Here is a 26,792-nt window from a genome sequence, read left to right as displayed (position 1 = left end):
CTTACATGCCATCTCACAGCTCAGTCAAACAACTGACTGATGGAGCGCTGCGTGTGGACCCGAATAATCGCCTCTGCAATCAATTCTGCCACAGATAGCACGCGAATTTTGTCGATCCGTTTGTGTTCCGGCAAAGCAATTGTATTCGTGACGACGACTTCCTTGATTTCCGAGTTCTGAAGGCGTTGCACACCATCCCCCGACAACACTGGGTGAATACAACAAGCATATACGCCCTTCGCCCCGCGATTGAGCAATTCCCTCGCCCCTGCGGTAATGGTGCCTGCTGTATCGATCATGTCGTCAATGAGAATCGCCGTCTTCCCGGAAATGTCGCCAATGATGTTCATCACCTGCGCGACGTTGACTGCCGGACGCCGCTTGTCGATGATGGCGAGCGGTGCACCGAGTCGTTCTGCAAACTGGCGCGCACGTGTGACGCCGCCCATATCCGGTGACACCACGACCGGATCTTCCAGTTGCTTGTCCAAAAAGTAATCCGCTAGAATCGGCATCCCGATAAGGTGGTCGAGCGGAATATCAAAAAATCCCTGGATTTGCCCCGCGTGAAGGTCCATACATATGACGCGCGTCGCGCCCGCCTTCTCCAACAGGTTGGCGACGAGTTTCGCGGTAATCGGATCTCTCGCCCGCGCTTTGCGATCTTGCCGCGCGTAACCATAGTACGGGATGACGACGTTAATTGCCCGTGCGGATGCCCGCTTCAGAGCATCCACCATGATGAGCAACTCCATCAAATGCTCATTGACCGGCGCGCTGGTCGGCTGAATGATAAACACGTTGCTGCCGCGCACGCTCTCGCCAATGTTAATCTGCACTTCCCCGTCCTTGAACCGGTTTACCTGACACTCGGCCAACGCCACGCCGATGTAGTCTGCAATTTCCTGCGCCAACGCGGGATTGGAATTGCCCGTCACTATTTTGAGATCGCCATCAATGGCCACGACTGTCCCCGCCTTCCGGTGATGTAGCTGATTTCTTTCTGGCCTTCCACGCCCGAACGTAATTTGGTTTGGTCACCTGGGGCACCCGGCCGATGACAAATGCATCGTCCCCGGCGTCTTCCGTCACCGATGTCCCCGCCACGATATAAGCCCCTTCGCCAATCGTCACCGGTGCGATGAGATTGACGTTGGAGCCGACAAAGCTATTGTCTCCAACAACCGTCTTATGCTTCTTTTCCCCGTCGTAATTGACGGTAATCACACCGCATCCAACGTTGACGTTGGCGCCAATTTCGGCGTCGCCCACATAGGTGAGGTGGCTGACTTTCGTATCGTTTCCAATTCGACTGTTCTTGATCTCCACGAAGTCTCCAACTTTGACGCGCTCGCCGACATCACTGCCCGGCCGCAGGTACGCAAACGGGCCCACTTGTGCCCCCGCGCCAATTCGGCTGTCGACCGCCACCGAATATTGCACCACCGCGTGCTCGCCCACGACGACATCGGTCAGCCGGGTATTTGGCCCAATTTCCGAAAATGCCCCGATGACCGTCTGTCCTTTCAGGATGGTTCCTGGCAGCAGCGTGACATCCTGTGCAAGTTGAACCGTGGCATCAATGTACGTGCTGTCCGGGTCGACCATCGTGACACCGGCACGGAGCCATCCTTCAATGATGCGGCGGCGACACAGCCGCTCCACATTGGCCAATTGCAGGCGGTCGTTGACGCTCGCGATTTCGTCGACATCGCGAACGGCGACTGGTATCGCCGGCTGCCCGCCTTCGCGCAAAATCGCCAGCGTATCCGTCAAATAGTACTCACGCTGCGCGTTGTCCGGACGCAACTGCGCCACCGAACGCCGCAGTGCGTCAGCAGCATACGCGTAAATACCGGTATTAATCACGTGGTGTCGCCGCTCGTCCGGCGTTGCGTCCTTTTCTTCCACAATTTTCGAAACAAATCCGGCCTCGTCCAAGAATACTCGACCAAGTCCCGTCGGGTCTGCCACATCTGCCGTGAGTACGCTGACAGCGGCCTGCGCTTCCTCGCGAACAGTGAACAGTTGCTCCAGGGTCTCGCTTTGAATCAGCGGTGCATCGCCGTAAAGCACGACGACCGATTCCGCATCCTCGCGCACATACGGCAACGCCGCCTGCACCGCGTGGCCGGTGCCTAACTGTTCCTCCTGAATTGCGATGTCCGCGCGGCCCGCAACCGCTTCCATGACCTTCTCCCGATGTTGCCCAACCACGACAATCACTTGATCTAGCCCGGTTTTTTCAAGTGTATCTAAAATATGCAGAATCATCGGTTTCCCGCAAACTTCATGCAAGACCTTGTGCTTCTGCGACTTCATCCGACTTCCATGTCCAGCCGCAAGCACAATGGCACTTCTCGTCATGCTATCTCCTCCGTGACGTGACAGGTCATCCAAGCGATTCACACAAGCCCACGCACCACCCGAAGAACATCTTCGACAGGCCGCGCAAAGCAAGGTCTTTCGCCGCAGATTCCCTCAGCCATCCGGTTATCATTCGACAATCGTCGCCCCTCAGTTTACCCGATGGACAAAGACGATTTCAATTTTACACGTCTCGACGAAATGGGTCACGTAATCTCACGTGATAGACTTGAATTGGACACAATTCTGGTGCAATCGCCCAGTCCTCGTTCGCACAAAAAACCCTGACGATTCGCCAGGGTTCACTGGTTATTCGATTAAGCCGTGGGCTCTTCAACAATCGATTCCTCGTCTTCTTCCCCCGGTAGATCCCCGACGCGATAATAAGCTTGGAGAACCGCTTCTTGTATTTTTTGTCGCGTCGTCGAAGAGATGGGGTGAGCAATATCGCGAAACTCACCATCGGGTGTTTTTTTACTAGGCATCGCGACAAACATACCGTTGTTTCCGTCGATGATGCGGATGTCGTGAACGACAAACTCGCTGTCAATCGTAATGGACGCAATCGCCTTCATTCGACCGTCCGTACTTACCCTGCGCAGCCGTACATCCGTAATTTGCACCCTTCATTCACCACCCTATCATACCCATTGGGCGATTCTCCCTCTTGACACAATTCAACATTCCCAGATAATCTCCTGCACACAAGTCACAATTTTTTAAACTGTTCCTAACCGTGTCGAATAGAGGGGGAAAGGGCGGATAAAGAAAGGGGCGTCAACGCGCACGCGAGCTGCCGCAAACGTCGGCCACGCTCGAAATCAAGCCGTCGACCAAGCGGCCGACGGCGTACAAAAGCGATTATCCTTTGTAGACAACGAGTTCAATTTCAACTTGGGCGCCGCGTGGGAGTGCCGCAACCTGCACGGTCGATCTCGCCGGTTTATGTTCACCAAAAAACGTCTCACACGCGCGGTTGACGACAGCAAAATCCGCCAAGTCCGTCATAAAGATAGTCGCCTTGACGACCTGGTTGCGCGCAGCCGATGCCGCAGTCAACACCGCGTCGAGGTTGGCGAATACCTGATTCACCTGTGCCTCAATACCGCCGTCCACCATTTCCCCTGCAGGCGTCAACGGAATTTGCCCAGACGTGTACAGGAACGGCCCTACCTCAACCGCCTGCGAATATGGCCCAATAGCTGCTGGAGCTTTGTCCGTTTGGATAATGTTCATCATCATCTCTCCCTTGGTTAGTTCAGTGCAGCAGGCTCCACATGCACCCGCTGTTCACTGACTTCATGGACACGCAACAACGCGAAATACTCGCTGACCATTTTGGCAGCTGGTTGCGACGTCGCCATGAAGACAGCTGTCCCGACCACTGTCGCGGAAAACTCTTTGAGCAAATCCTCCACCGCGCGCGCCGTAGCACCTGCGCGCATGAAGTCGTCGACGATAAGCGCCCGCGCGTCCGCAGGAATCGTCCGCTTGCCTAGAGACATCGTCTGAATGCGCCTGGTTGATCCCGACACGTAATGCGTACTAATCGTCGGCCCTTCGGTGACCCGTTGCTCACGCCGGACAATTGCAATCGGCACGTTCAGATGGCGCGCCGTCGAGGTCGCAAGCGTAATGCCTTTGGTCTCGACCGTGACCACGACGTTGATCCCGCGATTGGCAAACTGCATACTGACCAGCCGCCCCACCGTGTCGAGCACATCTGGATCTCCCAGCACGTCCGACAAATAGACAAAATCCCCCGGCAGCACGCGGTCCGGTTGCGACAGTTTTTTTGCCAGCCCCTCGAGGAACGCCTGCGATTCCGCCGGCGGCATGCCGGAGTGAAAACGAACGCCCCCTTGCGCACCGACGCTCGTCTCCACTGTACCACGTTCCGCCTCAGTCAGGGTCTTTCGGATGACGGCAACGTCCTCGCTCAAGGACGATTTCGCAATCCCCCAAGCCTCCGACAATTGCGCGAGTGACAGCGCCTGCCTCGGTCGCTCCACAAGCAATTGAGTTAATCGGATTAAACGCTCGGAACGTTGCACACCCTTGCCCTCCATCTTCGTACATCTCTCATGCTAGCCACTTTATCTGTGCGAAACAAGCTCAATCAATCTTTCGCCATCACTCTGGTCTTGACTGCAAATTCGCCAGAGACGAAACAGTGCCGACAAACTGCGAAAAATAGACGTCGCGCATAATCCCCCGCAGGGCATTGTACATCCGGTTCGCCTGTTGAATCGTCGGCGCCAGCAAAAAGAGGGTCGGCCCGCTTCCAGACATATGAACCGGGTGGCGCGTCACCATCTCAACCTTCTCCGACAGTTGCTGGACTTCCGGATACATAGCAAACGTCACAGGTTGCAGCCGATTGTCGACCAGTCCCGGAATCACATCGACCTGCTCCTCAAGGAGCGCCTGCACCATGCGAGTACTAAGTGGCTCATCCGTGAAATCAGATGGATTGAGCCCCTGATAAATATCGGCAGTCGACACAAAGACGCGCGGATGGATCAAAAGCACATACATGTGGCAACGGTGGTCAATGCGGGTCAACCGCTCTCCCCGGCCGCGCGCAATGGCCGTTCCGCCGTACACGCAAAACGGGACGTCCGACCCTATCTTCGCGCCCATTTCCGCCAATTCATCCAGTGTCAGCCCCGTGTTGAATAACCGGTTCATCCCCCGTAGCGTCGCGGCTGCATCACTCGATCCGCCGGCCAAACCAGCCGCCACTGGGATATTTTTCTCCAAGTTAATGTGCACGCCCGCCACAATGCCGGTCTCTTGCAAAAAGACCTGAGCAGCTTGAACAGCCAGGTTCCGGTCGTCGGTCGGCACGTACGTCGCGTTGCTTTCTAATACAATGGTTGGCGCCGACCGGCGCTCAAGCCACACCAAATCGGACAAATCGATGCTCTGCATCACCATGTCCACTTCATGGTAACCGTCAGGACGCCGCTCGAGCACATCCAGCGTCAGATTCACTTTTGCGTATGCCCGTTCTAACAGCAAAATTCCCACCTCGACATGGACTAAGCATGCCGAGGTGGGAAGACAAAGTCAAGTCATTAGACGGAAAATTTGGTGGCCGTAGCGGCTACAACATCGCGTACGTGGCCCGCTTGGGCGCCAAAGCGATGTCGGTCACGCGCTTGCCGCCGCGTTCCAACAACAAACGTTCAAGCGGCTCCGCCGACTCGTAAAACATACACGCGATATCTCCTTGCGAAAGCGTCTCTAGCGCGTACGCCAAGGCGTCCGTCTCCGAGAGAATGGTCCGGACGGATTTTTGCGGTACCATCTGGCGCAACGTCTGCACCATGATATGGGCCACTTCGCCGTCTCGACGCCCACGTTTATCTGCGTCTTCTTTGACAATAAACGCGTCAAACATCGGAGCAAGTGCCTGCGCCGACTCGACAATCACCGAATCCGCCCGGTCCCCAGGCACCCCCACAATGCCGCACAACTGCCGGTGCGGCAGTTGATTCACCCACTCGCCAATCCCCCGAAATCCAGCCGCGTTGTGCGCATAGTCCAGAATCACGTGGAAGCCGCCAGGCATCTGGTAAATCATACAACGCCCGCGGTTGGCTTCAGGTTGAAACCGCTGCAACGTCAACGCCACTGAGCGGCGCGACAATCCTGCCGCGCGCAGCGCTGCCGTCGCCAGCAACGCGTTCTCGACATGGAAGCCAATCGTACCGCGCATCGTGATCGGGATATCGGCAATGGCTATCAGTTGGCGCTTGATGGCACCATTTGCCTCCACGACATAGCCGTTGTCGACATAAAATGCCGTCCCGCCCGTAGCTAAATGGCGTCCAACCACCGGGTTGTCCGAACGGGAGGATATCAGAACCACGTTCGACTGTAGACGCGACATCAAGGCGACTAGGTGTTCGTCGTCCGCGTTGAGCACAACGGTTCCCTCAGGATGCACACACTCTGCAACCAACGACTTCACGTGCACTAAATCCTCAATCGTGTCGATGTTGTCCTGACCAATGTGATCTAACGAAATATTTGTCATCACCGCGACGTCGGCCTTGTCGTACGCCAGACCGCCACGCATGATACCCCCACGCGCCGTCTCTAACACAGCGACCTCGACGTCTGGGTTTGACAAAATGAGTTTCGCACTGCGCGGCCCAGTCGTGTCACCACGTTGAATCAGCTCGTCGTTGAGATAGACGCCGCCGGTCGTCGTGTACCCGACGGCTTTTCCCTCCTGCTGCATCCCGTACGCTATCAATCGCGTCGTCGTCGTTTTCCCGTTTGTGCCGGTCACCGAAATAATCGGGATTCGTCCATTGTGTCCGCGCGGGTACAACGATTCGACGATGTAATCTGCCACGTCAATCGACATGCCGTGGGACGGATGTTGATGCATACGAATACCTGGCGCTGCGTTCACCTCGATGACCGCACAATTGTCCAGCGTAGCAGGCTCGTTCAATTCCTTTACGACCATATCGACGCCACAGACGTCGAGTCCAATCAAACGCGCACTGCGCTCCGCTAATCGTTTATAGCTGGGGTGAATTTGCCGCGTGATATCCGTTGCCTCTCCACCCGTGGAGAGATTGGCACTTTCTCGCAACAAGACGCGCTGCCCGGCCTCTGGAACGGTCGTGAATTCAATCCCGGCCTTCTCCAAGGTCGCCTCGACGACGTCGTCCACGTGCAATTTGGTCAACGGTAACTCATGTCCGTCACCGCGCCGCGGATCTTCGTTCGCCAAGTCAATCAACTCCGCGACGGTATGCACGCCATCGCCCACAACATGTGCAGGATGGCGCTGCGACACCGCAACACAAGACCCTGCGACCACGAGCAGCCGAACATTTTCGCCGGGGACGTACGATTCGACGAGTACCTCATCGGAGTACATCCGCGCGATATCATACGCTTCGGCCACCTCCGCTTCCGCAGAGATGTTGAGACTGACGCCTTGCCCCTGTCGCCCATCGAACGGCTTGACGACGACAGATTCTCCCATGTCCCGAAACAACTGCAGCGCATCCTCTAACGATCTCGCCACGCCCCCGTAGGGCACCGGAATTCCGCCTTCCCGGAGGATTTCCTTGGTCAGCTGTTTGTTCGATGCGATGTCCACGGCTACGCACGAAGTCTGGTCGGTAATGGTCGCCGATACGCGCTTTTTATGTACGCCATACCCGAGTTCCAAAAGACTGCCATCGCCGATTCGACGTACGGGAATCTGCCGCCTCTTACACGCATCGACAATTGCTTGCGTACTTGGTCCCAATTGGGTTTCGGCCACAATTCGCTTTGCCTGCGAAACGGCTGCCTGCACCCGCTCGTCCAAACCGTCGCGTCGCCCTTGGGTCAAGCTGACGACAATTTCTAATGCCTCATGGAGCAGGTACTTTTGCGCGTCAAACGACTTGCACTCCATCACGATATCATAGATACCTGGGCCGTCGGCATACACCGTCTTACCGTAGTGGACATCCAAGTCGGCTAACGTCGCCAACTCAATCGTCACATGCTCGACAATGTGCCCAAAGTACGTTCCGCCGTGCAGCCGTTCGACAAAGCCGCCAGGCTCACCTTTGGCGCAATGATGTTCATAAAGCCCCGGCAACAGTTCCAAAAGCGATTCGGTGAAACCAGGGAAATCAAAACTTTCTTTTTCCGTATAGGATTCCAAATGAACACGCGCAACCAAAATTGGTTTATACAGGTAAACGTTCGGGCCGGCAATATGGCGAACCGATACGATGTTCATGAGGACAGCTCCTTGTTGTGTTTACGGACCCAATCTTGAAAGTCCGGAATCGGTTTTCGCTCTCTCAACTCAAAACCGCACCCTTCGGGTAGCGTGTGCAACTTCACGTCGCAAAGGGCGAGCGATTCGTCCCTGCTGACGCTATCGAGATTGGAGTAAGTCACACTCCCTGCATCGACAATGCTGACAGCGCCTTCGCCAATCACCTCAAGGACATGGTTTTGAACAATGACCGCGGTGTTCTCATCAATACCAAGACCCAGATGATGTGGATACTGGGCCACTGCCGACAAAAGTCGTCCAAGTCGACCGCGTTGAGCGAAATGTTGGTCTATCACGACGCCGTCGAGAAACTCCATACCTGGTGCCATATCGACAATACTGACCCGCGGATTCGTCTCTGCCTCACCTTCGACAATCATGGTGCTCGACATCATCGAAGCCCCGGCGCTCGTACCACCCAATGTCACGCCGCGATGGGCCGCTTCGTGCAAAGCTGCATCGACGCGCGTTCCGCCGAGCAATTTGGTGATGCGCAACTGATCTCCGCCAGTGAAGTAAATGCAGGACGCGTTTTCAATCATCTTGACCGCACTATCCAAATTGGCCGCATCTCGTTTGGAGACGTCAAACGTGCGAACATCGCCGACGCCGATGCGCTCAAATACTTCGATATATTCCGCGCCAACTTCAACCGGCAACTCTGTAGCCACAGTAATGACGAGCACACGGGCATTTTTTCCGCCACCCAGTTCCACAAAGCGCCGTAGGATTCTGCATTCGCCCTTCTTGTCTTCAGCCCCGCCCACAATGACTAAGGGGCCAATTTGGCCTGCCAAGTGGTTCCCTCCCTGACTCCACGCATTCACGTCTAGAGTAAAAAATACACGGCTATGATTTCCCAGAACGCGTCTGTCTATGCGGTGGCTTGATATTTTTAGGTCTATTGGGCCTCATTTATATCCACTACACGCAGGCTGAGGATATCCTCAGCCTGGTGCCGTCATCCTGTTGTGTGGTTGGATTTCGCCATAGCTTGTTCAGCAATTTCCAGGGCACGCTTCACCATGTTCCCTGCATCGCGCGCTCGAATGCCACCCCAGCCCTCTTGTGCGACTGTGTCATAGAATCCAAGGTCTTTTGCAAGTTCCACTTTGAATGCCTCTGACATTGTCCTGCGTCTCGCCATGCCGTTCGCCCCCTGTCACAGTGATGACGACAAAACGTAGCATGCGCGAAGAAATTTTCAAATACGCTGTCAAACCTTGTCTAATTGGGAGAATCGAGGAGAAATAAATGACAATGGAGGAAATCGCAGAAAAATTGAACATAAAGAAAGAGGCGTTTCCGCCTCTTCGTCTATCCCATATCCAAGTTCCCGCTTTGTTACTGTTCGACTGCAAACTTCGATGTGTTGCCGTCTTCCGTACAAAGCATGAGCTCTACTGTTTCCGTCAAGACATCCGCATAGCTGTACGAAACACGTTCGAACGACCCATCGGGTGGATCTAACTTCACAACAAACACCGATGGATAAGTCTCTTCCAAGACTCCGAAGCGTTCAACTGTCTTTCTTCTGCCCCCGTTGGCGCGGAGTAGCACGCGTTCGCCGATGAGTCCGTCTAGACTCTTTTTAATTTCGTGGAGCGCATTTTTTGCCAACACACACCACCTCTTTCCGTGCATCAGTATAGCACGAAAAAAGCGGCTCTGTCAATACAAGGAGAATAATTATATCAGCGCATGAATTTTATTGTCAATGGGTATTTTATAACGTTTTTCATTCCTTTGAGGCGCCTTAGTAGGTTGACTTCGGCACGCCCAAACGGTATTTCCCACGGGACTCCAATCCGCCAATGCCGTCTGTCCCAGTGTACGTCGACTTGACCGCCTCGTACAAATCCACCGTCTCGTGAATCGGGGTAAAGGCGATTTTTTCAGCAATAAACACCGGATCTAACGCGTGAATCATAATGCGCTGCGGAGAACTCGCAAAGTTGGCGCCTGCATCCAGAATCGCTTCGAAATGCGATTGACAGGCGCCCGCGATAATGACGAGGTCATCCATATTTCGCGCGTGTTTGCGCGCGTTGGCAACCGTCCGCACAAAGTTGTGTGAGTTGCGGTAGTTCTGAATGTCCGCCCAGTCCTTGCCCTTACGGATGACACCGTCGTGTCCCGTAATAATTAAAATGTCTGGCTCATACTGTTGCAGAAGAGAATTGACCAAGCTGGGCATTTGCGTTTCCGGTACATGTTGTCCGATCGCCCGGATACCGAGTTCACGATACATTGTCATGCATTTTTTCAGGTACGTTCCATCACCATCTAAGTGAAGAACCCGACCGGGCCGCTCAAAAAAATCCGGGTTGGCTTGGAAGCGACTTTCCCGACGCAGCGAACGCTTTTCATGTTCCATTGCGCGGCGTGACTGAATTAGCCGAAGACACTCGCCTTCGACCTGTGTGCGAGCGGCTTCGAATTGGCGCAGTTCATCGTCACTGACCTGTTCCAGGTCTTCATACGGGGCGTCGGCCATCAAACGGACATCAAGGCCTTTCAAAATGGCCGTCTCGGACGCGTCATCCAATTCGACGACGACGAAACAGACGTCCTTCCCGTATGATTTTCGCGTGACCATGTCGCCTATTCTCCACATGAAACCACCCCTCCTCCGAGGCTCATCTGCCCTTACCATATGTCACGTACCCGCCTTTGTGACAAACGTGGAGTGATTTGCGGTGAACAAGCCAGTCTACGCGATTATCGGCGTGAAAAACGAAGCGCTAAGCATTGAGAATGTCCTGCGTCAGCTCTGGCGCAGCAAGGTGGCAGGGGCGATGGTCATCTGCAACGGCTGCACAGACGAAAGCTACGAGCGAACACAGGCGATAGCACGCACGTCGCCATATCCCATCTGCGCGACCTCCATCCCATCTCCACTCGGTCACGACGTGGCGCGCGCAATCGGCACCTACGGGGTGTTGCGGCGACTGGCAGTGGGCGCAGAAGCCCTGTGCCTGTACATTGATGGCGATTGGTCAGGCGCGTTTGGCCCGGCGTTACACGACTTCATCGCCTTCGGAATCGAGCGCGACGCCGACGTCCTGTCGTTATCCAGAACGTGTCTTGTCGACGACGCGATGCTCGCTGCAGCTACATGTTGGCAACAAGCGCTCGCGCTTCAACAAGCAGTGCCTGTCGACGCACTCCCTTTCATGGTGCCAATGCTCGTGCACACGCGCCTGTTTCAGCAGCTGTCGCCTCTCCTGCTCGCTCATCCAGGCGTCTTTGTCGCGCGTTGTGCGACGTCACAGAGCCTTTCCTGGCACACGTTCGACGCTTGGGACAATCGGTTGACCGGCCACCGCAGTCGCAATCGTCAGCACGCGCAAGCCATGCGGGCGCGCATCACGTTGGATGGGCAAACAGCGCACGCCATCTTGAGTGGGCGGCGGTGCAAAAACACCCCGCCCCCAAGTGGCATTCCACCCCGAAACTTCGCCGCCCTGCTCAACTGCGCGGCACAAGCCAGATGGACTCTGCCGCGCACGAGATGAGTTCGCGCCCCGAATATGTTGCCGTGTTTAGTGCTTCGTATATCGATCCGCCACCGTCGAAGCCCCGTACGAGTCCGGCTTGATGCGCACTTCGTAGCCATTTGCTTCAATCCAGGCGACAATCTCGCGAATCCACTGTTTGGTCTCGCCTCGTTCACCCATGTCCAGATGGACTTCGACGTGCCATTCACTTGAGTAACGCGCAGGAAAATGAGAGATGGGAAACGCTTCTTGCTGGCTGCGGCTCTGCAGTTGCTCCATCAATTGGCCGCTTGTTTGGAGGGACAGTGCAGCTTCTGTAAACATTCGCTGACGAAGAGAGTAGAGGTGTTCGTGAATGGATTTGTGGACGAAGTAACGCGCGCCCCTTCCTGCTCTGTGAAGGATGATGGCCGTCACAAACGTCGCCACAGAACCATTTCCATGCAATTGCGAATCGGTGCCGACGACCAACTTGTAGTCCGCGTCGGCATGCGTACTTCGCTCTCTCAGGATGTCGTATGCAACATCCTCCAGGCTGAGCATGCCACGCGTCGGGCTTAAGAACAACACGTCCAATCCCCCCTGTCTCTGACATTAGTATATTCCAACTTGTCAGATTTAGAGAAGGCGCAGGGCCGGGTCTTCGCCCGCGCCTGCACCAAACAGACGTCTTATTCCCCTTGCGTCCGAGGGTATTCGTTCGCAAGTGCCGCAAACTGTGCAATGGAGAGCGTCTCCGCTCGAGCATCCGGTTTGATACCAGCCGCTTCAATCCACGCTCGGCACACATCCTTGCCGACCGAAAGACTATTGGATAACGCGTTTAAGAGCGTCTTGCGACGCGTGGAAAACGCCGCTTTCACCACGCGAAAGAACCACGTTTCATCCTCGACAAAGACATCGGCCCGCTGCGTGCAGTCGAGCAGAACCACAGCCGAGTCCACGCCAGGCTGTGGCGCAAACGCCCCTGGCGGAACCGTGAACAACCGCGTCGCCCGCGACCGGTACTGAATCCCCACAGACAACACGCCGTACGCCTTGCCACCAGGCTGTGCGACCATCCTGTCGGCCACCTCTTTTTGCACCATCACGACGGCGCGTTCCATCAGCAAATTCGACTCCAGCACCTGAAACAGAATAGGGGTCGTAATGTAATACGGCAGGTTGGCCGCAAAACACAACTTGCGATCTTCGGTTAAATAAGGTTCGAGGAGCGCACAGAGATCGACCTCTAAGACATCCGCGAACTTCACTTCGACATTTGGGTACGGTGCAAGCGCCTCCGCAAGCACTGGCCGCAGCGTCTCATCCTTTTCAACGGCGATGACCTGAGCCGCACGCTGCGCGAGTTGTGCCGTCAGCGCCCCAGCCCCTGGACCAACTTCCAACACCAGCGTCTCATCATCTGCGCCAACCGCGTCCGTGATGCGCGAGAGGACGTTTCGGTCGACAAGGAAATTCTGGCCAAATTGCTTTTTCGTGTGAAAGTCGTGCTTCGCCAACAAATCCCGCATGGTTGGACCCGGGTGGCGTTGTTCAGCCGTCATCTCGTTCTAACCTCTCTAATGCTTGACGCCACTCCTCGCGGGTGACGCCGAGCGTATTCAGCTTGTTCAAAAACGCCTTTGCATTCCCATAGCCAATGCCCAGTTGGTCGCCAAGCGCCATCCGCCGAACGGAGGCCTCGGGACAAGCCAGCAGCCTCGCGGACAACAGGTCTTCCTGTGTAAATTCCACGCGGTTTTCCGATTGCGTTGGTGCGACTTGCCCCCGCGCGCGCAGGAGCGCCTCGCGCACCGCCGTGGCATCGGCGTGTTCAACGCCTAAGCCCTGACGGCTGACGGCCTGACGCCGGGGGACGTGCGCGTGGCTGCATCCTGGCACTGCGCGGTCGATCCGCCTTCGAATTCGCTCCCCAGCGCCATCTGGGTCGGTCAGCACAATGACGCCTCTGGTGCGCACCGCGCGACGGAGCACGTCCATTGTCCGCTGGCCAATTCGGTCGCCGCCGAGGACGAGGACGTCTGCTTTTACGGCGACATCCACGACCTGCTTATCGTGAATCCCTTCCACCACCACAATTTCATGGATAATCGGACGCTTGACATCCTCATTCATTCGCTGCGACCCCTCGAAACAACGCACGCGCGTTCTTCGTGGTCAGCGCCGCAATCGTGTCGACGTCGACGCCGCGCACTTGAGCTACCTGCTCTGCGACGAGTCGCACGCGAGCTGGCTCGTTGCGCTTGCCGCGAAACGGGTGTGGCGACAAATAAGGGCTGTCCGTCTCCACGAGCAGCCGGTCATCCGGAATTTGCGCAGCCACTTGGCGCACATCCTCCGCCTTCTTGAACGTGACAGGTCCTCCAAAGGAAATGTAGAATCCAAGCGCCATACAGGCTTTTGCCACGTCCAACGTCTCATTGAAGCAGTGCATGACACCGCCCACTTCATCCACGCCGGAGTCTTGCAACAACTGAACGATATCTTGTGTCGATTCGCGATTGTGGATGATGACTGGTCGTTTCACTCGCTTGGCGATCTCGATTTGCCGACGCAGCACAGCCGCCTGTTCCGGCCGCGGTGCTGCGTCCCAGTAATAATCCAACCCGATTTCACCGATAGCGACGACCTTCTCGTGCGAAGCCAGTCGTTCCACCTCGTCAAAATCTGACGCTGGCACATCCTTTGCCGCCTCTGGGTGTATCCCGACCGCGGCATACACCCCTTCATACTGCTCCGCAATCGCGATGGCGCGGCGTGCACTCTGAACGTCCACCGCCGGGACGACCACATAGGAAACGCCTGCGCTATGCGCGCGTTCGAGCACGGCATCGAGATCATCCGCAAACTGGTCGTCCATCAGATGGCAGTGCGTATCAAACAAGGTCACTTGACAATCGCCCCGTTCGGCATCGTGTCAGGCACTGTCGCCAAGGTCAAGGTATCACCCTCAGACGCAGCGAGAATCATCCCTTGCGACTCAACGCCACGCAGCTTGACAGGCTTTAGGTTGGCCACGACGATAACCTTCTTGCCGACCAGTTCCTCCGGCGTAAAATACTTCGCGATACCCGAAACAATTTGGCGAGTCTCAAAGCCCAGGTCCACCTGGAATTGCAGCAACTTATCAGCGCCTTCGACCTTCGCCGCCGTCTTGATTTGGCCGACGCGCAACTCGACTTGGTCGAACGTATCAATGCCAATCTGCGCTTTGCCTGGCTTCGCTTCACTCTTTGCGGCTTCCTTATCCTTGCCCGCATCCTCCGTATTTTGCAGTGCCTTTGCGCCTGTCATCTCTTCCAACGCTTCAATCTCCTTTTCTACATCGAGCCGTGGGAATAGCGGCTTCTCCTCCGTAACCTTCTGCCCATTCGGACCCTCGCCAAACGAGAGCGATGTCCAACTGAATGCATCACCCGACCAACCGAACTGCTTCGCAATCGCGACGGGCGCATCCGTCATAAACGGTTGAACCATAATCGTCGCGAGGCGAATCGCCTCAACCATGTTGTACAACACCGTGTGCAGGCGCTCTGTCTCGCCTTCTTTGTGCAACTTCCACGGTTGGCACTCGTCTATATACTTGTTGGCCCGGCGAACCAGTGTCCAGAGTTCTGCGAGCGCCACCGAGAACTGCATCGCGTCCATCGCTTCCTCGACCGCCTTTTGCGCATCGGCGGCTACCTGTTGAAGCGCTTCGTCAACCGCTTGCCGTTGACCTGGCGCAGGTACCACACCGTCGTTGAAGCGCGTGAGCATCGCGACTGTGCGGTGGATGAGATTGCCGAAGTCGTTGGCGAGATCGTAATTTAATCGCTCAACGAGCCCTTCCGGCGTGAAGATGCCATCCTGGCCAAACGGAACCTCGCGCAACAAAAAGTACCGGAAGGCGTCACGGCCGTATCTGTCGACGAGCTGCAAGGGGTCGATGACGTTGCCCTTCGACTTGCTCATCTTGCCACCCTTGGCCAAGAAGAAACCGTGACCATATACCTTCTTCGGCAGCGGCAAATCCAGTGCCATCAGAATGATAGGCCAGTAGATGCTGTGGAAGCGGACGATATCCTTGCCCACCACGTGGACGTCCGCCGGCCAGTAGTGTTCAAACTGCGCGCGTTTTTGTGGATCATCCGACCCATAACCAATCGCCGTAATATAGTTTGTCAACGCATCCAGCCAAACGTAGACGACATGTTTTGGATCACTCTTGACATGCACACCCCAGTCGAACGACGTGCGAGAGACGCACAAGTCCTGCAGCCCCGGCTCGATGAAGTTTTTCAGCATCTCCGTCTTGCGGCCAATCGGTTCGATAAAGCCTGGATTCTCCTCGTAGTATTGCACGAGGCGGTCGACATACTTGCTCATGCGGAAGAAGTACGACTCCTCCCGGACAAACTGAACTTCTCGTCCACACTCGGGACATTTGCCGTCCTTGAGTTCCCGCTCCAGCCAGAACGATTCATCCGGCGTACAGTACCACCCCTCGTACTCGGAGAGGTAAATGTCACCCTTTTTCAGCAACTTCTCGAAGATGTCCTCGACGACCTTCGTATGCCGCTGTTCTGTGGTGCGGATAAAGTCGTCATAAGATATGTTGAGCTTTTTCCAAAGCCCTTGAATCCACTCAATGATCGGATCGAGAAACGGCTTCGGCGCCAATCCCGCCTGCGCAGCGCGCGTTTGGATTTTTTGACCGTGTTCGTCGGTCCCCGTCAGGAAGAACACGTCATAGCCGCGAAGGCGTTTGTAGCGAGCCATCGCGTCCGCCGCCACCGTCGTGTAGGCGTGACCAATGTGGAGCCTGTCGTTGGGGTAGTAAATCGGCGTCGTAATATAGAATGTCGGTTTCCCCATGAAATCACCTTCTTCAGAAAAGTTTCACGACCGTTGGTCGCGTGATTGCAAACTGCCACTCACCAAGCATCCTGTTCGGTACAGCTGGCATCCTGCGACGTTTTTTGAACGCAAAAAAGCCCCGTCCACATTGGGACGAGGGTTACTCGCGGTACCACCCAACTTCGCACCGTCGCCGTGACGACGTGTGCCTCGTTCTGAGTTCTATAACGGGAACCTCCCGTGTATGCCTCAAGGCGACCAGCGCCGTTCGACACACATCCTCCGGAACCATACTCCCCAGCAGCTCCATTACCGGCTTCCACCACCCCGGCTCGCTGAAGCGTCCAAACAGGACACGCAAAAGGCTTGTCTGGGTACCATTCCTTCATCGACATACCCTGTATTCTTGCCTGACGTTCTGCCGTCAGACGCAGCCGACGGTCTACATCACTACCTTACATGAGAAAACTCACTTGAGTCAATTTTCGTGTCAAACTTCCGAATTTAAACTGTAAGTACTTGCAAAAAATGCGTGATCATTTATATTTAAGTCAATTGAAGTATTTGCATGCTGTGATAGTGAATTCCTGCTGAACGGTCGCAAGTTACTTCATGTAGACACAGAGAACCCAAAATCCTAGAACCGGGGGATGGTACAAGCAATGAAATCTACAGGAATTGTCCGCAAAGTCGATGAATTAGGTCGTGTTGTGATTCCGATTGAACTCCGTCGTACACTGGGTATCGGTGAAAAGGACGCACTCGAGATTTATGTCGATGGCGACCGCATCATTCTGAAAAAGTACGAACCTGCATGTATTTTCTGTGGCCAAGCTGATGAAATCATCCACTTCAAGGGAAAGAACATCTGCCCGTCCTGTATTGCTGAAATGAGCTCCTGACGGATTGCCACGAAACTATCGAGACTCGCACATGGATTCATATGGAATGATGATAGAAAAATGAATCCTGAGGCTGGCGCACTGACGCCAGCCTTTTGAATTTTATCAACTGCGTACAAGTTCCCTTATGACAGCGTTTCGTTATAAAGTGTTCGGCGGTTAACCCCGTACTTTTCAGCCGCCTCCAGCACGGCGGATTTGTGACGCTCACCCGAGGCGACTCGCGCTTCAACAAATGCAATGGCTTCCTCCATACGCGCTTGTTCGTTTTCAGGCTCGTCGTGCCCACCGCGGTTGTCGACCAGAATCACATATTCTCCCCGAGCGTCTTTTTCCTCGGTATACTCGACCAACTCGCTCAGCGTCCCACGCACAAACGTCTCATGCTGCTTGGTCAACTCTTTCGCCAGCACCCCAGGCCTGTCCCCCAATTGTTCGAGCAACAACCGTAACGTGGCGTGTAACCGATGTGGCGACTCGTACATGACAAACGTCGCCTCGACCGACAGAAATGGCGCTAACCACGACTTGGCGGCACTCCCTTGCCTCGGTGCGAACCCTAGGTACACGAATGGCGTCAGCGGCAGCCCACTGCCGACGAGACCCGCTAAGAGCGCGCTGGGGCCAGGTACGGGAATGACGGGGATTTCGCGTGCGATGGCGAGATCGACCAACACTGCACCCGGGTCAGACAAAAGCGGCGTCCCCGCATCGGACACGAGCGCGATGGAGCGCCCCTCATCCCAGATGCGCTCGGCGAATCCAGTGCGCGCCTGCTCGTTATGCTGATGGTAGCTGATGAGTTGGTCCGGGTGAATGTCAAAGTGCGTCAGCAGTTTGCGGGTATGGCGAGTGTCCTCGCATGCCACGACGTCGACAGACCGCAAGATGTCGAGCAGCCGGTAACTGACATCCGACAAATTGCCGACGGGTGTACTGCATACGTACAGCTTCGGGCCGTCTCCCGCGTTATTTTTCATCTCTTGAACCATGTATGTATGCCACCGCCCATGTAAGGTGTCTCTGAAACCAACGCAACCTTTGCGACGTGATAAAAACGCCCGTTCTTTCGAACGGGCGTGACATGGTGCAGACGGGATACTACGTTCTTTCGAGTCAACCCGTCGGCAATCCATTGGTTACGTCTTTTGGATAAACGACAGACAGAAAAGACATTCCCCTTCAGTACGCAAGCTCCCATACTTGACATTGCAAATGTGAAAACCTTCCCGATAAATACGTAACAAGTTATCCTGAGCAGACCCCGGCTCATGCACGCTTTGTTTCCCGAGCGACTCCTGTTGAAAGTGTTCGTTCTCGCGTTCAAGCCGCTGGTTCTCCTCAATCAAGTCTTGAATCTTTTGCTTTAATGTACCTAATTCTACATACAGTTCGCCAATGCGCTCTTCGAGGTTGGCGACCTGTACGAATAACGACTGTTTGTCCATGGCCCGTACCGACCCCGCTTACGCCATTGCGTCTTCGCCTTGGTAAGAATCGTTCTCAAATTTCAGGCAACACATCAAACGCCCACACAGGCCTGAAATTTTCGATGGGTTTAGCGACAAGCTCTGATCTTTTGCCATGCGAATCGAGACAGGGTCAAATTCACCCATCCATGTGGAGCAGCACAACAGGCGTCCACACGGCCCAATGCCACCTAAAATCTTGGCTTCGTCTCGAACGCCGATTTGACGCAATTCGATCCGAACGCGGAACACGCTCGCGAGATCTTTGACGAGTTCCCGGAAGTCCACACGCCCCTCGGCCGTGAAGTAGAAAATCAACTTATTGCGGTCGAACGTGTACTCTGCATCCACCAACTTCATCTCCAGCGAATGCTTTTCCACCTTTTCACGGAACACCTGCATCGCCTGACGCGCACGCGCTCGATTTTCCTCGACCGTCTGCGAATCCTCCGCAGTTGCTATCCGCATCACTTGCTTCAGAGGTAAGACGACGGAATCCTCCGGCACGTCGCGCTTGTCCACAACGACCGTTCCGTATTCAACGCCTCTCGCAGTCTCAACAATCACGTGTGCATCCTTGTGTATCGGCAAATCTCCTGGGTCAAAATAGTAAATTTTCCCGGCAGGCTTAAAACGAACACCGACAATCTCATACATCCGGCAGAACCTCCCGTAGTCGGATGCACATCTGCTCAAAATTCAACAGGGTTGCGACATGGGATTCCAGTCGCTGACGGCTATCGAGAACAATCTCGATGGCACGTGACCACTGTCTCACTTCAAGTATGGGAGCGACGCGCTTCATATGAGATTCCCAGTCCTGAAAGCGAATGCTCGACTGACCGACACGAGTATGCAAGATGTCACGAAGGTATTCGACGAGCAGCGTCAAACTGTCTGCTGCGGATACTTCCTCACAAATCAACTGCCACTGGGCAGCCAAGATGAGGGCCGGTGTACCATCGACCAACCACATCTGCACCCATTTTATCATTTTATTGATGAACCCATCAAACGAATGATTTTCCGTCTCCTTCATCGCATCCTCCAATAGAGGGATGACCTGGACATCCGTATGTGCGGATACCCCCGGCTCGGCGATAGGATAAACGGTACAGCGGGATCTGATAGTCGACAATACAGACTGACGCGTTGCGGCGGTGAGTAAGGCGTACACGCCAGGTTGCGGTTCTTCCAGCGTCTTTAAAATACGGTTTGCGGCGACGCCGGTCATCTGGTCCGCACCATACAACGTATACACTTTTTTCCCCGAGTGTCCGCGCACGGACAACCATCGCTGCATCGCTTCAATGTCCGCAGTTTTAATGGATTCGCCACCGACTTCAAAGAAGTCCGTTTGCGTCCCTGCTTGGAATCGGATGCACGCGCTGCACCGGCCGCAGGGGCAGGTCGTATCTTCACACAACAGCGCCTTTGCAAGGTAGCGGGCGGCCGTCATCGTAGCCCGAGACGGCCCCACGAGCAACGTGGCATGTGGCAACCGGCCCGCCGCCAAAGCCTCGGCGACTGCGTCCGGTAAAACAAATGAATCAGAAGGCGGCATCATGATCTTTTGCGTCATCGCAGACTCCACCTCCACGACTTTGCCCGCAACCCTTTATCGATTGTTGCTGGTATCGCCTAGAACTGATCAAATTGTTCGATATCGAGCACGAAAACCGTCGCTCCGCCAACGGAGACGTTGACCGGATACGGAATATAGGACTCCATACTCGCCCCCATCGGGGACATGGGTGCGACGACTTGTTCGCGCGCTTTACACGACTGCTGAATAATGTGCTTGACTTCGTCGACCTTATCGTCGTCCGTACCAATCAAAAACGTGGTGTTGCCTGCGTGGAGAAAACCGCCAGTCGACGCCAGTTTAGTCGCCCGAATGTTGGCATTTACGAGATTTTGGGCTAATTTCGAGCTATCCTTGTCCTGCACAACAGCCACTACCAACTTCATATCGGCTCCACCTACCGTTCAAGATTTTTTTCCCTCGCGATGTGTTTCCATACGATATGGTAAATCTCCTGCTGTAGTGCATCGACGGAATGGCGCGCATCGACGATTTGAATACGCGATTTGGCCTCTGCAGACAGTCTGGCAAAGGCAGCCTGTACACGACTAAAATATGCAGCGTCGCGGGACTCAATGCGATCCAAATGGGCCGTCCCCCGCGATTGCCGCAGGCGTTCCCTGGCATCGGCCAATGGGAGATCAAACAAAATCGTCAAATCGGGCAACACGCCGTTCACGGCAAATTCATTCATCCGTGCAACCGCCTCTTCACCAAGCCCAAGGCCGCCGCCCTGATACGCAATGGACGCATCCACATATCGATCACAAAGCACGACCTTCCCCGCCTGTAAGCTCGGGACAATCACCTCTTCAACCAGCTGTGCCCGCGAGGCAGCGTAGAGCAAAGCCTCCGTCCGCGGCGTCATCGACTGATTCTCCCGACTCAGCAATAAAGACCGAATCTGATCACCGAGTTGAGTCCCCCCTGGTTCTCTCGTACATACAACATCGACATTGGCCTTCGCCAGCGCACTCGCCAGCAATTGAATCTGTGTCGTCTTTCCGGCACCGTCAATGCCCTCAAACGTAATAAATACCCCACGTGTCACTCGATGACCTCCAACTGGCACTGTTCGTCAATTCCTACTACCGTCCCGCCAAGCTGCAACCACGCCGTAAGCGAGTCGACGAGCGTCTGGCTAATCTCCTGGCCCGGCCACAACGCGGGCACGCCCGGCGGATACGGCGCGACCGGCGTCGCGAGAATGCGCCCTGCTGCCTGACCGATAGGCACGGCCACACGTCTGTGCCGCGCGACTTCACTTGGCGAGAGGACAACACGCGTCCTTCCCGCGAGCTGATAAAGTTCTGCGACCAGCGCAAAATCTGTGGTCGCTGGTGCACGCTGCTGACGCCACGCCTCCAGGACCTCAAAAAATTTTCCATATTCATAGGCGGGCTGTGAGAAGCCGAACATCGCGAGGACGCCGGTGGCATCTGCAAACTCGACGAAGATGCCACGCTGTTGCAGCATCGTCTCAAGCCTTTGGCTCTCGTTTGCCGATCCCGTCGGAATCCACTCCCGCATCGGGTCGGTTTCCACCCCGATTGGCGCATTGGCACTCCGGTACTGTTGAAGGCACTCGAATGTCCGCTGCGCTGCTTCTGCGCCCTCTGTGTGCAACCACGCCTGCGCCCCGTCCAGCGACGCGAGAAGCAGATAGGACGGACTGGTCGTCTCGAGAAACAACAAGCGCTCTTCAACCAGCCTGGCTTCGACCAACGGCCCGCTGACGTGTACCCACGCCGCCTGCGTCAAGCAAGGAAGCGTCTTATGCGGACTCTGAATCACAATATCCGCCCCTTGCTCCACGCTGTGGCGCGGAAAGGCGTCAATCAACCCCAAATGCGCCCCGTGCGCTTCATCGACAATCAGCGGCACACCGTATGCGTGGGCGACGCGTGCAATCTCAGCAACCGGCGCCACAACGCCCTGATATGTCGGGGACGTGACAAAAACCGCCGCGACATCGCGCATTTGTGCCAACTGATTCGCTAACTGTACCGGATCCGGCGGCCCAAAGGTCATGATATCCTGCCGCCAAGGGCTTGGCACAAACACGGCGCCGGCATCGGCGTAAACAAGCCCCCGCCAGGCACTCATGTGGCATGGTCCAAGGATGACGACTTGATTTCGCCCTGTGGCTTGTACACTCGCGGCAATGGCCGCCATGACACACGCCGTGGCACCATTCACGCTATAAAAACAATGATCTGCCCCATAATGCGCTGCAGCACGCGCCTGTGACGCCCGAATACAGCCAGTGGCGTGATGCAGATTATCGAGGCCGGGCAACTCAGTCACGTCCCATTTGGTAGCCTGTCCCAACCACTGTGCAAGCGGGCCGAAGAGCGTGCGACCCTGATGATGCCCTGGTACGTGCAAGGAAACTTTTTCGCGCATCGCGTGCGCAATCAATTGGTCGATAATGGGTGTCCAAACTTCTCTATCTCGCAAACGTCGCCCGTCCTTATCTTCAGAATCGCTTCTCTCATGATAGGATGATTGCTTATCCGAAGCAACGAAAACCGTAGGACTGAAAAACGACAACATCTAGTGACGCTAGGGGAGTCATCTTTGCGAGCAGGCAAGCCGGCCAAAATCGAGGGGTGGCTAAAGTAGGGGTACGCGTGTTGAAGCCCATATGCGAAACCTATCGCAGTCGGAGACCGCGGAGTTTGCAACCACCTAGTTTGCAAATCCCAGACGATCCCCGATGCTTCTTGTCACCTAGCTCTTCTAAACTGCCTATGGCGTTTCTGTATAGGTTGATTGTGCGGATAACCAGATGCGCTTCATCTCTGTGACATAGTGTTGATAATGCGCATCGTTCACCTCGGAGTGCACAATGTCGCGCTCGCAGTCGGTGCAGATAAATTGACCGCAAATGCGGATCCCATGGGGCTTTTCTAGATGACAGATAATACAGGATGAATCTGTCGCAACCTGCTTCTCCAAATCACTCACCTACCTACATCTCACGCGAATCCGAAATTGATAACCTAATGTCAGTCTTGACTTTATTTGCTTTTTTCTATACCTAGCTACCAAATTTGATGAACCCCGATGGCCAATAGTAGCAATCCGGCACACAACGTCGCGTGTTTACCAAGCGCCCGAGCTGCGTAACGGCGGCCAAAAAATGCGGAGAACCCCAGCAAGACGTACGATATAATCGCGACAAACAATCCCGTCCACCATACGTTTAAGTGTGTAACACCCGCATCGAATCCACCGGCGAAGGCATTCATAGCCAACGCGGCGCCGAGCACGGTCGCTTCCGTCAAACTGATCGTCTGTGACTGGTCAAAATCAGCGGCCGCCGGGTCTTCGAGAATTCGGCCGATGACGCCAGATTGCCGTTTTTTGCGTTCTTTGCGCTTGGCACGCAGCGGTTCGCTCAGTACCCATATCCCCACCGCAAACATCACGCCACCGCCGATGTATGATGCGACGGACGGATGAATATAGTGGCTCATCAAGCGGCCTACCCATCCCGATAAAATCGTCGCAATGCCCGAAATCACGGCGACGAGAAGGTTCGCGGCCGAGGAGATTTGAATATTGCGCACACCATATGCAATTCCGACTCCGGCATTATCCAAATTTGCCGCGACAGCGAGGGCTGCCATTGTCAAAATACTGGATATCACGCGTGCCCACCCCCGGTCTTCACAACACCTTATGAGCAACGCTTGGCCTTGTTTCAGATATCGCCGGAAGTCATCGGCGTGATGCGGGATGGCTATGCTATAATGCTTGTCGAAACGGAGGTGGAGAGGTGAGTCGAACAGGTTCGTCGAACCTCGCCCGTGGAGCCTCTTTATATGTTATCTGTGTCGCACTCGCGAAGGTCTTGGGCCTTGTGTGGATTATCCCTGTCACGGCACTGATTGGTGGCGCCGGTCTTGGCATCTACTCCAATGCCTATTCTGTCTACAACATCCTTCAACAGCTTGCGACCAGTGGATTTCCGCTCGCCATGGGCAAGCTTATCAGCGAACGGCGCGCCACTGGTGACCGGGCTATCGTTGAGCATATTTATCGTGTGACCATGCGGTCCCTGATGGTTTTCAGCGTGATAGCTTTTTTACTGATGTGGTTTGGCGCACCGCTGTTTGCGCATCTGATTTCATTTAAAGACCCAAAGGCGTCCATTGCACAGAACGTCCCCTCGATTCACGCGGTGTCCTTGATGCTCCTCGTGATTCCTGCCATGAGCGGACTGCGTGGATACCTACAAGGATTTCAGCAACTTTCCGGCCCTGCCTACTCGCAGACAGTGGAGCAGCTATTCCGCGTCATTGCGATGGTGGTCGGCGCGTATCTCGTGGTCAATCAGTGGGGGTTAAGCAAGAGTGTGGAGGGCGCTGCCGCTGCGACTTTCGGCGGCTTTGTCGGCGGTGTCGCTGGACTCGTTCTACTGATTGTGACCGTGCGCCCGCTGCGCCGCACAGAGCGCGCATACGGCTATGAAGAGAGTCCATTCCGCGACAGCCAAATTTTGCGCATGGTCTACCGCCTGGCCATTCCGGTCAGCTTGGGTGGGCTCGTCGTGCCGATTGCAAACTTGGTCGATTCTTGGACTGTGACCAATTTGCTGCAAAGCGTTGGCCAGACCTTTCAAGAAGCCACCGCAAATTACGGCATTCTCACGCGTCAGGCAATGTATCTCGTGCAACTGCCGATGGCGTTCGCGTATGCGATTGGCGTTTCTGTGTTACCCGCAGTATCCGCCGCCAAGGCAAGTCAAAATCACGTAAAGATTCAAGAGAGCATTGTCTTTACCCTGCGCAGTATGTTTCTCATCAGCTTCCCGACGGCGGCTGTTCTCCTGGTTCTCAGCCGCGCAATCAACGAGTCAATTTTTGGCGCGTCGGCAGGCTGGTCGATTATTTCAACCGTTTCGTTCATGAGTATCTTCTCAAGTCTTGAATTGATTTCAACCTATATCCTGCAAGGGCTCGGCAAAATGTATCGCCCCGTGCGGAATATGTTTCTCGGAGTCGCTATCAAGACAGGTTTCAACTTCATTTTGATTCTCGTGTTGCACTCGGTGATTGGTGCGGCGTTGGCGACGACGATTGGTTACTTGGTGTCGTCGGCGCTCAATATCATGGCCGTCAAAAAGTACGGACAGGTGCATTTCTCTGTCCGCAGAATCATGAGGCCGTTCTTGCTGGCTTCTGTCATCCTGGTCGCATTCCTGTTCGTAGTCAACGCGCTTGCGCACATGACGTTGGTCGACGTGTTTGGAGACAGGCGGTTCATCTATGTCCTTCAGTTGCTCATTGCGGGCGGGCTTGGCGCTGTGGTGTATCTGTACACCATTATCAGAACAGGTGCACTGCGCACGGATGAACTTCAGTCGGTTCCAGGTGTCGGCAGGTATTTGAGCAAGTTTGGCCGCCGTATCGCTAGAACACAACGAAAAACCCCCGCACGTACCCGAGCAAAAAGAAGAAGGTAGTAAACCGCATATGCGGTTTACTACCCAATATGGTGTTCCCTTATCTTGACCGTCAACATTACCACCATTCCACCCATCGAGCAGCGCGTCAGAACTTGCGAAGAGAACTTGCGCAAGGCACTACCCCGCAAACACCCAGAGCTTGAGCGCGACCAGCGCTGCGATGCCGGGCAAACCTAAAAATCCGGCAGTGAGCGCCGTAATTGGGTTGAACGGCAGATGAAAGTGAAGATACGTCCCCACCCAGTTCACCGCGAACACAAACAGACATCCCAGCGCACAGTTCCGTACAATCAGCCATGCGACCGTTCCCGGCTTGCGAAAGAACTGACCGATTAAAAATGCAACGATGACAATGACGCCGACCCACAACCACATGGCCGGAATATGCATAGCACGCCCTCCCCTAGTCGACCTGCCATGTCTCGTCTCGCCACTGCCACTGTATCCCATCAAATGAAACGCCGTTTTCCCGGGCCAACCGGAACAAGAAGTTCAACTGACGCTCGGCCGCGCTGATGCGAAATACGATATGGTCAATCAGTAGCGGATCAGAGACCTGCTCAAATTGTTGTCTCGCTATCATAAGCTCGCGGCGACTCTTCAGGATTTCTGTGAGAAACGACTGTTTGTCAAACCGCGACAAATCTAGCTGATGGCTTGGAGGAAGGGTCTCTTGGTGTGTGCGGGAGTCGGACGAACTAGGCACGCCGGTGATGGCCTGCGCCTCTATTGGTAATTGCGACGACGTCATAAAACGGCCTCCTTGTCCAAAGCTTAGTAAATCATAGTTGGCAAGGAGGCGAATTATGCCTGTGGCTCTAGATTGTCAATAAGTTAGCAAG

General features: G+C 55.0%; 29 protein-coding genes and 1 pseudogene. 3 read left to right on the top strand and 27 right to left on the bottom strand.

Annotation, left to right across the window (positions count from 1 at the left end):
* Positions 1-20: 20 nt before the first annotated feature.
* The 11 genes from K1I37_RS01345 to yabG form a co-directional block, all read right to left on the bottom strand.
* On the bottom strand, positions 21-965 hold the full coding sequence (locus tag K1I37_RS01345) for a ribose-phosphate diphosphokinase (protein WP_021294646.1): 945 nt from the start codon (positions 963-965) through the stop codon (positions 21-23).
* Complete coding sequence (glmU, locus tag K1I37_RS01340) at positions 955-2,367, bottom strand: bifunctional UDP-N-acetylglucosamine diphosphorylase/glucosamine-1-phosphate N-acetyltransferase GlmU (RefSeq protein ID WP_021294647.1); 1,413 nt, start codon at positions 2,365-2,367, stop codon at positions 955-957. The genes K1I37_RS01345 and glmU overlap by 11 nt, the downstream gene beginning before the upstream one ends.
* Before the next feature lie 317 nt (positions 2,368-2,684).
* Positions 2,685-2,990, bottom strand: coding sequence for a septation regulator SpoVG (gene spoVG / locus K1I37_RS01335; RefSeq protein ID WP_021294648.1), 306 nt, complete (start codon positions 2,988-2,990; stop codon positions 2,685-2,687).
* Positions 2,991-3,228: 238 nt separating this feature from the next.
* On the bottom strand, positions 3,229-3,603 hold the full coding sequence (locus tag K1I37_RS01330; protein WP_021294649.1) for a RidA family protein: 375 nt from the start codon (positions 3,601-3,603) through the stop codon (positions 3,229-3,231).
* Between the two features lie 17 nt (positions 3,604-3,620).
* Positions 3,621-4,421: a pur operon repressor gene (gene purR / locus K1I37_RS01325; protein ID WP_021294650.1), complete on the bottom strand. Its 801-nt coding sequence runs from the start codon at positions 4,419-4,421 to the stop codon at positions 3,621-3,623.
* A gap of 79 nt (positions 4,422-4,500) precedes the next feature.
* Positions 4,501-5,400 carry a 4-(cytidine 5'-diphospho)-2-C-methyl-D-erythritol kinase gene (gene ispE / locus K1I37_RS01320; protein WP_322790867.1) on the bottom strand — a complete coding sequence of 300 codons (900 nt, stop codon included), beginning with the start codon at positions 5,398-5,400 and terminating at the stop codon, positions 4,501-4,503.
* 76 nt (positions 5,401-5,476) lie between these two features.
* Complete coding sequence (gene cphA / locus K1I37_RS01315; RefSeq protein WP_021294652.1) at positions 5,477-8,134, bottom strand: cyanophycin synthetase; 2,658 nt, start codon at positions 8,132-8,134, stop codon at positions 5,477-5,479.
* Complete coding sequence (locus K1I37_RS01310; RefSeq protein ID WP_021294653.1) at positions 8,131-8,973, bottom strand: cyanophycinase; 843 nt, start codon at positions 8,971-8,973, stop codon at positions 8,131-8,133. The genes cphA and K1I37_RS01310 overlap by 4 nt, the downstream gene beginning before the upstream one ends.
* Before the next feature lie 164 nt (positions 8,974-9,137).
* Positions 9,138-9,323 carry a small, acid-soluble spore protein, alpha/beta type gene (locus tag K1I37_RS01305; RefSeq protein ID WP_021294654.1) on the bottom strand — a complete coding sequence of 62 codons (186 nt, stop codon included), beginning with the start codon at positions 9,321-9,323 and terminating at the stop codon, positions 9,138-9,140.
* A 197-nt stretch (positions 9,324-9,520) separates the two neighbouring features.
* Positions 9,521-9,796: a biofilm formation stimulator Veg gene (veg, locus tag K1I37_RS01300; protein WP_031217611.1), complete on the bottom strand. Its 276-nt coding sequence runs from the start codon at positions 9,794-9,796 to the stop codon at positions 9,521-9,523.
* Positions 9,797-9,932: 136 nt separating this feature from the next.
* Positions 9,933-10,793: a sporulation peptidase YabG gene (yabG, locus tag K1I37_RS01295; protein WP_021294656.1), complete on the bottom strand. Its 861-nt coding sequence runs from the start codon at positions 10,791-10,793 to the stop codon at positions 9,933-9,935.
* A gap of 82 nt (positions 10,794-10,875) precedes the next feature.
* Between yabG and K1I37_RS01290 the strand changes: the two genes are divergently transcribed.
* On the top strand, positions 10,876-11,694 hold the full coding sequence (locus tag K1I37_RS01290; protein ID WP_021294657.1) for a hypothetical protein: 819 nt from the start codon (positions 10,876-10,878) through the stop codon (positions 11,692-11,694).
* Between the two features lie 27 nt (positions 11,695-11,721).
* On the opposite strand, the gene K1I37_RS01285 is transcribed toward K1I37_RS01290, so the two are convergent.
* The 5 genes from K1I37_RS01285 to metG form a co-directional block, all read right to left on the bottom strand.
* Positions 11,722-12,246, bottom strand: a complete 525-nt coding sequence (locus K1I37_RS01285) for a ribonuclease H-like YkuK family protein (protein ID WP_021294658.1) — start codon at positions 12,244-12,246, stop codon at positions 11,722-11,724.
* A gap of 101 nt (positions 12,247-12,347) precedes the next feature.
* Positions 12,348-13,223 carry a 16S rRNA (adenine(1518)-N(6)/adenine(1519)-N(6))-dimethyltransferase RsmA gene (gene rsmA / locus K1I37_RS01280; RefSeq protein WP_021294659.1) on the bottom strand — a complete coding sequence of 292 codons (876 nt, stop codon included), beginning with the start codon at positions 13,221-13,223 and terminating at the stop codon, positions 12,348-12,350.
* Positions 13,213-13,794, bottom strand: a complete 582-nt coding sequence (gene rnmV / locus K1I37_RS01275) for a ribonuclease M5 (RefSeq protein WP_021294660.1) — start codon at positions 13,792-13,794, stop codon at positions 13,213-13,215. The genes rsmA and rnmV overlap by 11 nt, the downstream gene beginning before the upstream one ends.
* Complete coding sequence (locus K1I37_RS01270; RefSeq protein WP_021294661.1) at positions 13,787-14,569, bottom strand: TatD family hydrolase; 783 nt, start codon at positions 14,567-14,569, stop codon at positions 13,787-13,789. Before K1I37_RS01270 ends, rnmV begins: the two co-directional genes overlap by 8 nt.
* A complete protein-coding gene (metG, locus tag K1I37_RS01265; RefSeq protein ID WP_021294662.1) occupies positions 14,566-16,536 on the bottom strand; it encodes a methionine--tRNA ligase in 1,971 nt (656 codons plus the stop codon). The genes K1I37_RS01270 and metG overlap by 4 nt, the downstream gene beginning before the upstream one ends.
* A gap of 644 nt (positions 16,537-17,180) precedes the next feature.
* Here metG and K1I37_RS01260 point away from each other — a divergent pair.
* Positions 17,181-17,420, top strand: coding sequence for an AbrB/MazE/SpoVT family DNA-binding domain-containing protein (locus K1I37_RS01260; RefSeq protein WP_021294663.1), 240 nt, complete (start codon positions 17,181-17,183; stop codon positions 17,418-17,420).
* Positions 17,421-17,545: 125 nt separating this feature from the next.
* On the opposite strand, the gene rsmI is transcribed toward K1I37_RS01260, so the two are convergent.
* From rsmI to ytaF, 9 genes and pseudogenes are all read right to left on the bottom strand, one after another.
* Positions 17,546-18,412, bottom strand: a complete 867-nt coding sequence (gene rsmI / locus K1I37_RS01255) for a 16S rRNA (cytidine(1402)-2'-O)-methyltransferase (protein WP_021294664.1) — start codon at positions 18,410-18,412, stop codon at positions 17,546-17,548.
* A 147-nt stretch (positions 18,413-18,559) separates the two neighbouring features.
* Positions 18,560-18,868, bottom strand: a complete 309-nt coding sequence (locus K1I37_RS01250; protein WP_021294665.1) for an initiation-control protein YabA — start codon at positions 18,866-18,868, stop codon at positions 18,560-18,562.
* 39 nt (positions 18,869-18,907) lie between these two features.
* Positions 18,908-19,546 (bottom strand): annotated as a pseudogene (locus K1I37_RS01245) (PSP1 domain-containing protein); the annotation flags it as partial.
* Positions 19,539-20,471: a DNA polymerase III subunit gene (locus K1I37_RS01240; protein WP_021294667.1), complete on the bottom strand. Its 933-nt coding sequence runs from the start codon at positions 20,469-20,471 to the stop codon at positions 19,539-19,541. The gene K1I37_RS01240 and the pseudogene K1I37_RS01245, both read right to left, overlap by 8 nt.
* Positions 20,472-20,530: 59 nt before the next feature.
* Complete coding sequence (locus tag K1I37_RS01235) at positions 20,531-20,860, bottom strand: cyclic-di-AMP receptor (RefSeq protein ID WP_021294668.1); 330 nt, start codon at positions 20,858-20,860, stop codon at positions 20,531-20,533.
* A gap of 11 nt (positions 20,861-20,871) precedes the next feature.
* Positions 20,872-21,525 carry a dTMP kinase gene (gene tmk, locus K1I37_RS01230; protein ID WP_021294669.1) on the bottom strand — a complete coding sequence of 218 codons (654 nt, stop codon included), beginning with the start codon at positions 21,523-21,525 and terminating at the stop codon, positions 20,872-20,874.
* Positions 21,522-22,934, bottom strand: a complete 1,413-nt coding sequence (locus K1I37_RS01225; protein WP_021294670.1) for an aminotransferase class I/II-fold pyridoxal phosphate-dependent enzyme — start codon at positions 22,932-22,934, stop codon at positions 21,522-21,524. The genes tmk and K1I37_RS01225 overlap by 4 nt, the downstream gene beginning before the upstream one ends.
* A 291-nt stretch (positions 22,935-23,225) precedes the next feature.
* Positions 23,226-23,444 carry a sigma factor G inhibitor Gin gene (locus K1I37_RS01220; RefSeq protein ID WP_051189292.1) on the bottom strand — a complete coding sequence of 73 codons (219 nt, stop codon included), beginning with the start codon at positions 23,442-23,444 and terminating at the stop codon, positions 23,226-23,228.
* Between the two features lie 77 nt (positions 23,445-23,521).
* Positions 23,522-24,130, bottom strand: coding sequence for a sporulation membrane protein YtaF (ytaF, locus tag K1I37_RS01215; protein ID WP_021294672.1), 609 nt, complete (start codon positions 24,128-24,130; stop codon positions 23,522-23,524).
* A 128-nt stretch (positions 24,131-24,258) separates the two neighbouring features.
* On the opposite strand from ytaF, the gene K1I37_RS01210 reads away from it, so the two are divergent.
* Entirely contained in the window at positions 24,259-25,947 is a 1,689-nt protein-coding gene (locus K1I37_RS01210) for a putative polysaccharide biosynthesis protein (protein ID WP_021294673.1), read from the top strand.
* Positions 25,948-26,067: 120 nt separating this feature from the next.
* Here K1I37_RS01210 and K1I37_RS01205 read toward each other — a convergent pair whose 3' ends face one another.
* Entirely contained in the window at positions 26,068-26,340 is a 273-nt protein-coding gene (locus K1I37_RS01205; protein WP_021294674.1) for a pro-sigmaK processing inhibitor BofA family protein, read from the bottom strand.
* Between the two features lie 13 nt (positions 26,341-26,353).
* A complete protein-coding gene (locus K1I37_RS01200; protein ID WP_021294675.1) occupies positions 26,354-26,701 on the bottom strand; it encodes a YaaL family protein in 348 nt (115 codons plus the stop codon).
* Positions 26,702-26,792: the final 91 nt, after the last annotated feature.

It is taken from the genome of Alicyclobacillus acidoterrestris (assembly GCF_022674245.1).
Lineage (GTDB): Bacteria > Bacillota > Bacilli > Alicyclobacillales > Alicyclobacillaceae > Alicyclobacillus > Alicyclobacillus acidoterrestris.
The sequence above is the reverse complement of the archived record's forward strand: the minus strand, read 5'-3'. Positions and strand labels throughout refer to the sequence as shown.

Bases quoted from the DNA above. Each gene is read 5' to 3' on its own strand.
- glmU (WP_021294647.1), bottom strand. From the start codon at position 2,367: ATGACGAGAAGTGCCATTGTGCTTGCGGCTGGACATGGAAGTCGGATG.
- K1I37_RS01330 (WP_021294649.1), bottom strand. From the start codon at position 3,603: ATGAACATTATCCAAACGGACAAAGCTCCAGCAGCTATTGGGCCATAT.
- cphA (WP_021294652.1), bottom strand. From the start codon at position 8,134: ATGAACATCGTATCGGTTCGCCATATTGCCGGCCCGAACGTTTACCTG.
- K1I37_RS01305 (WP_021294654.1), bottom strand. From the start codon at position 9,323: ATGGCGAGACGCAGGACAATGTCAGAGGCATTCAAAGTGGAACTTGCA.
- yabG (WP_021294656.1), bottom strand. From the start codon at position 10,793: ATGTGGAGAATAGGCGACATGGTCACGCGAAAATCATACGGGAAGGAC.
- rsmA (WP_021294659.1), bottom strand. From the start codon at position 13,223: ATGACGGCTGAACAACGCCACCCGGGTCCAACCATGCGGGATTTGTTG.
- rnmV (WP_021294660.1), bottom strand. From the start codon at position 13,794: ATGAATGAGGATGTCAAGCGTCCGATTATCCATGAAATTGTGGTGGTG.
- metG (WP_021294662.1), bottom strand. From the start codon at position 16,536: ATGGGGAAACCGACATTCTATATTACGACGCCGATTTACTACCCCAAC.
- K1I37_RS01260 (WP_021294663.1), top strand. From the start codon at position 17,181: ATGAAATCTACAGGAATTGTCCGCAAAGTCGATGAATTAGGTCGTGTT.
- rsmI (WP_021294664.1), bottom strand. From the start codon at position 18,412: ATGGTTCAAGAGATGAAAAATAACGCGGGAGACGGCCCGAAGCTGTAC.
- K1I37_RS01250 (WP_021294665.1), bottom strand. From the start codon at position 18,868: ATGGACAAACAGTCGTTATTCGTACAGGTCGCCAACCTCGAAGAGCGC.
- K1I37_RS01240 (WP_021294667.1), bottom strand. From the start codon at position 20,471: ATGACGCAAAAGATCATGATGCCGCCTTCTGATTCATTTGTTTTACCG.
- K1I37_RS01235 (WP_021294668.1), bottom strand. From the start codon at position 20,860: ATGAAGTTGGTAGTGGCTGTTGTGCAGGACAAGGATAGCTCGAAATTA.
- K1I37_RS01205 (WP_021294674.1), bottom strand. From the start codon at position 26,340: ATGCATATTCCGGCCATGTGGTTGTGGGTCGGCGTCATTGTCATCGTT.
- K1I37_RS01200 (WP_021294675.1), bottom strand. From the start codon at position 26,701: ATGACGTCGTCGCAATTACCAATAGAGGCGCAGGCCATCACCGGCGTG.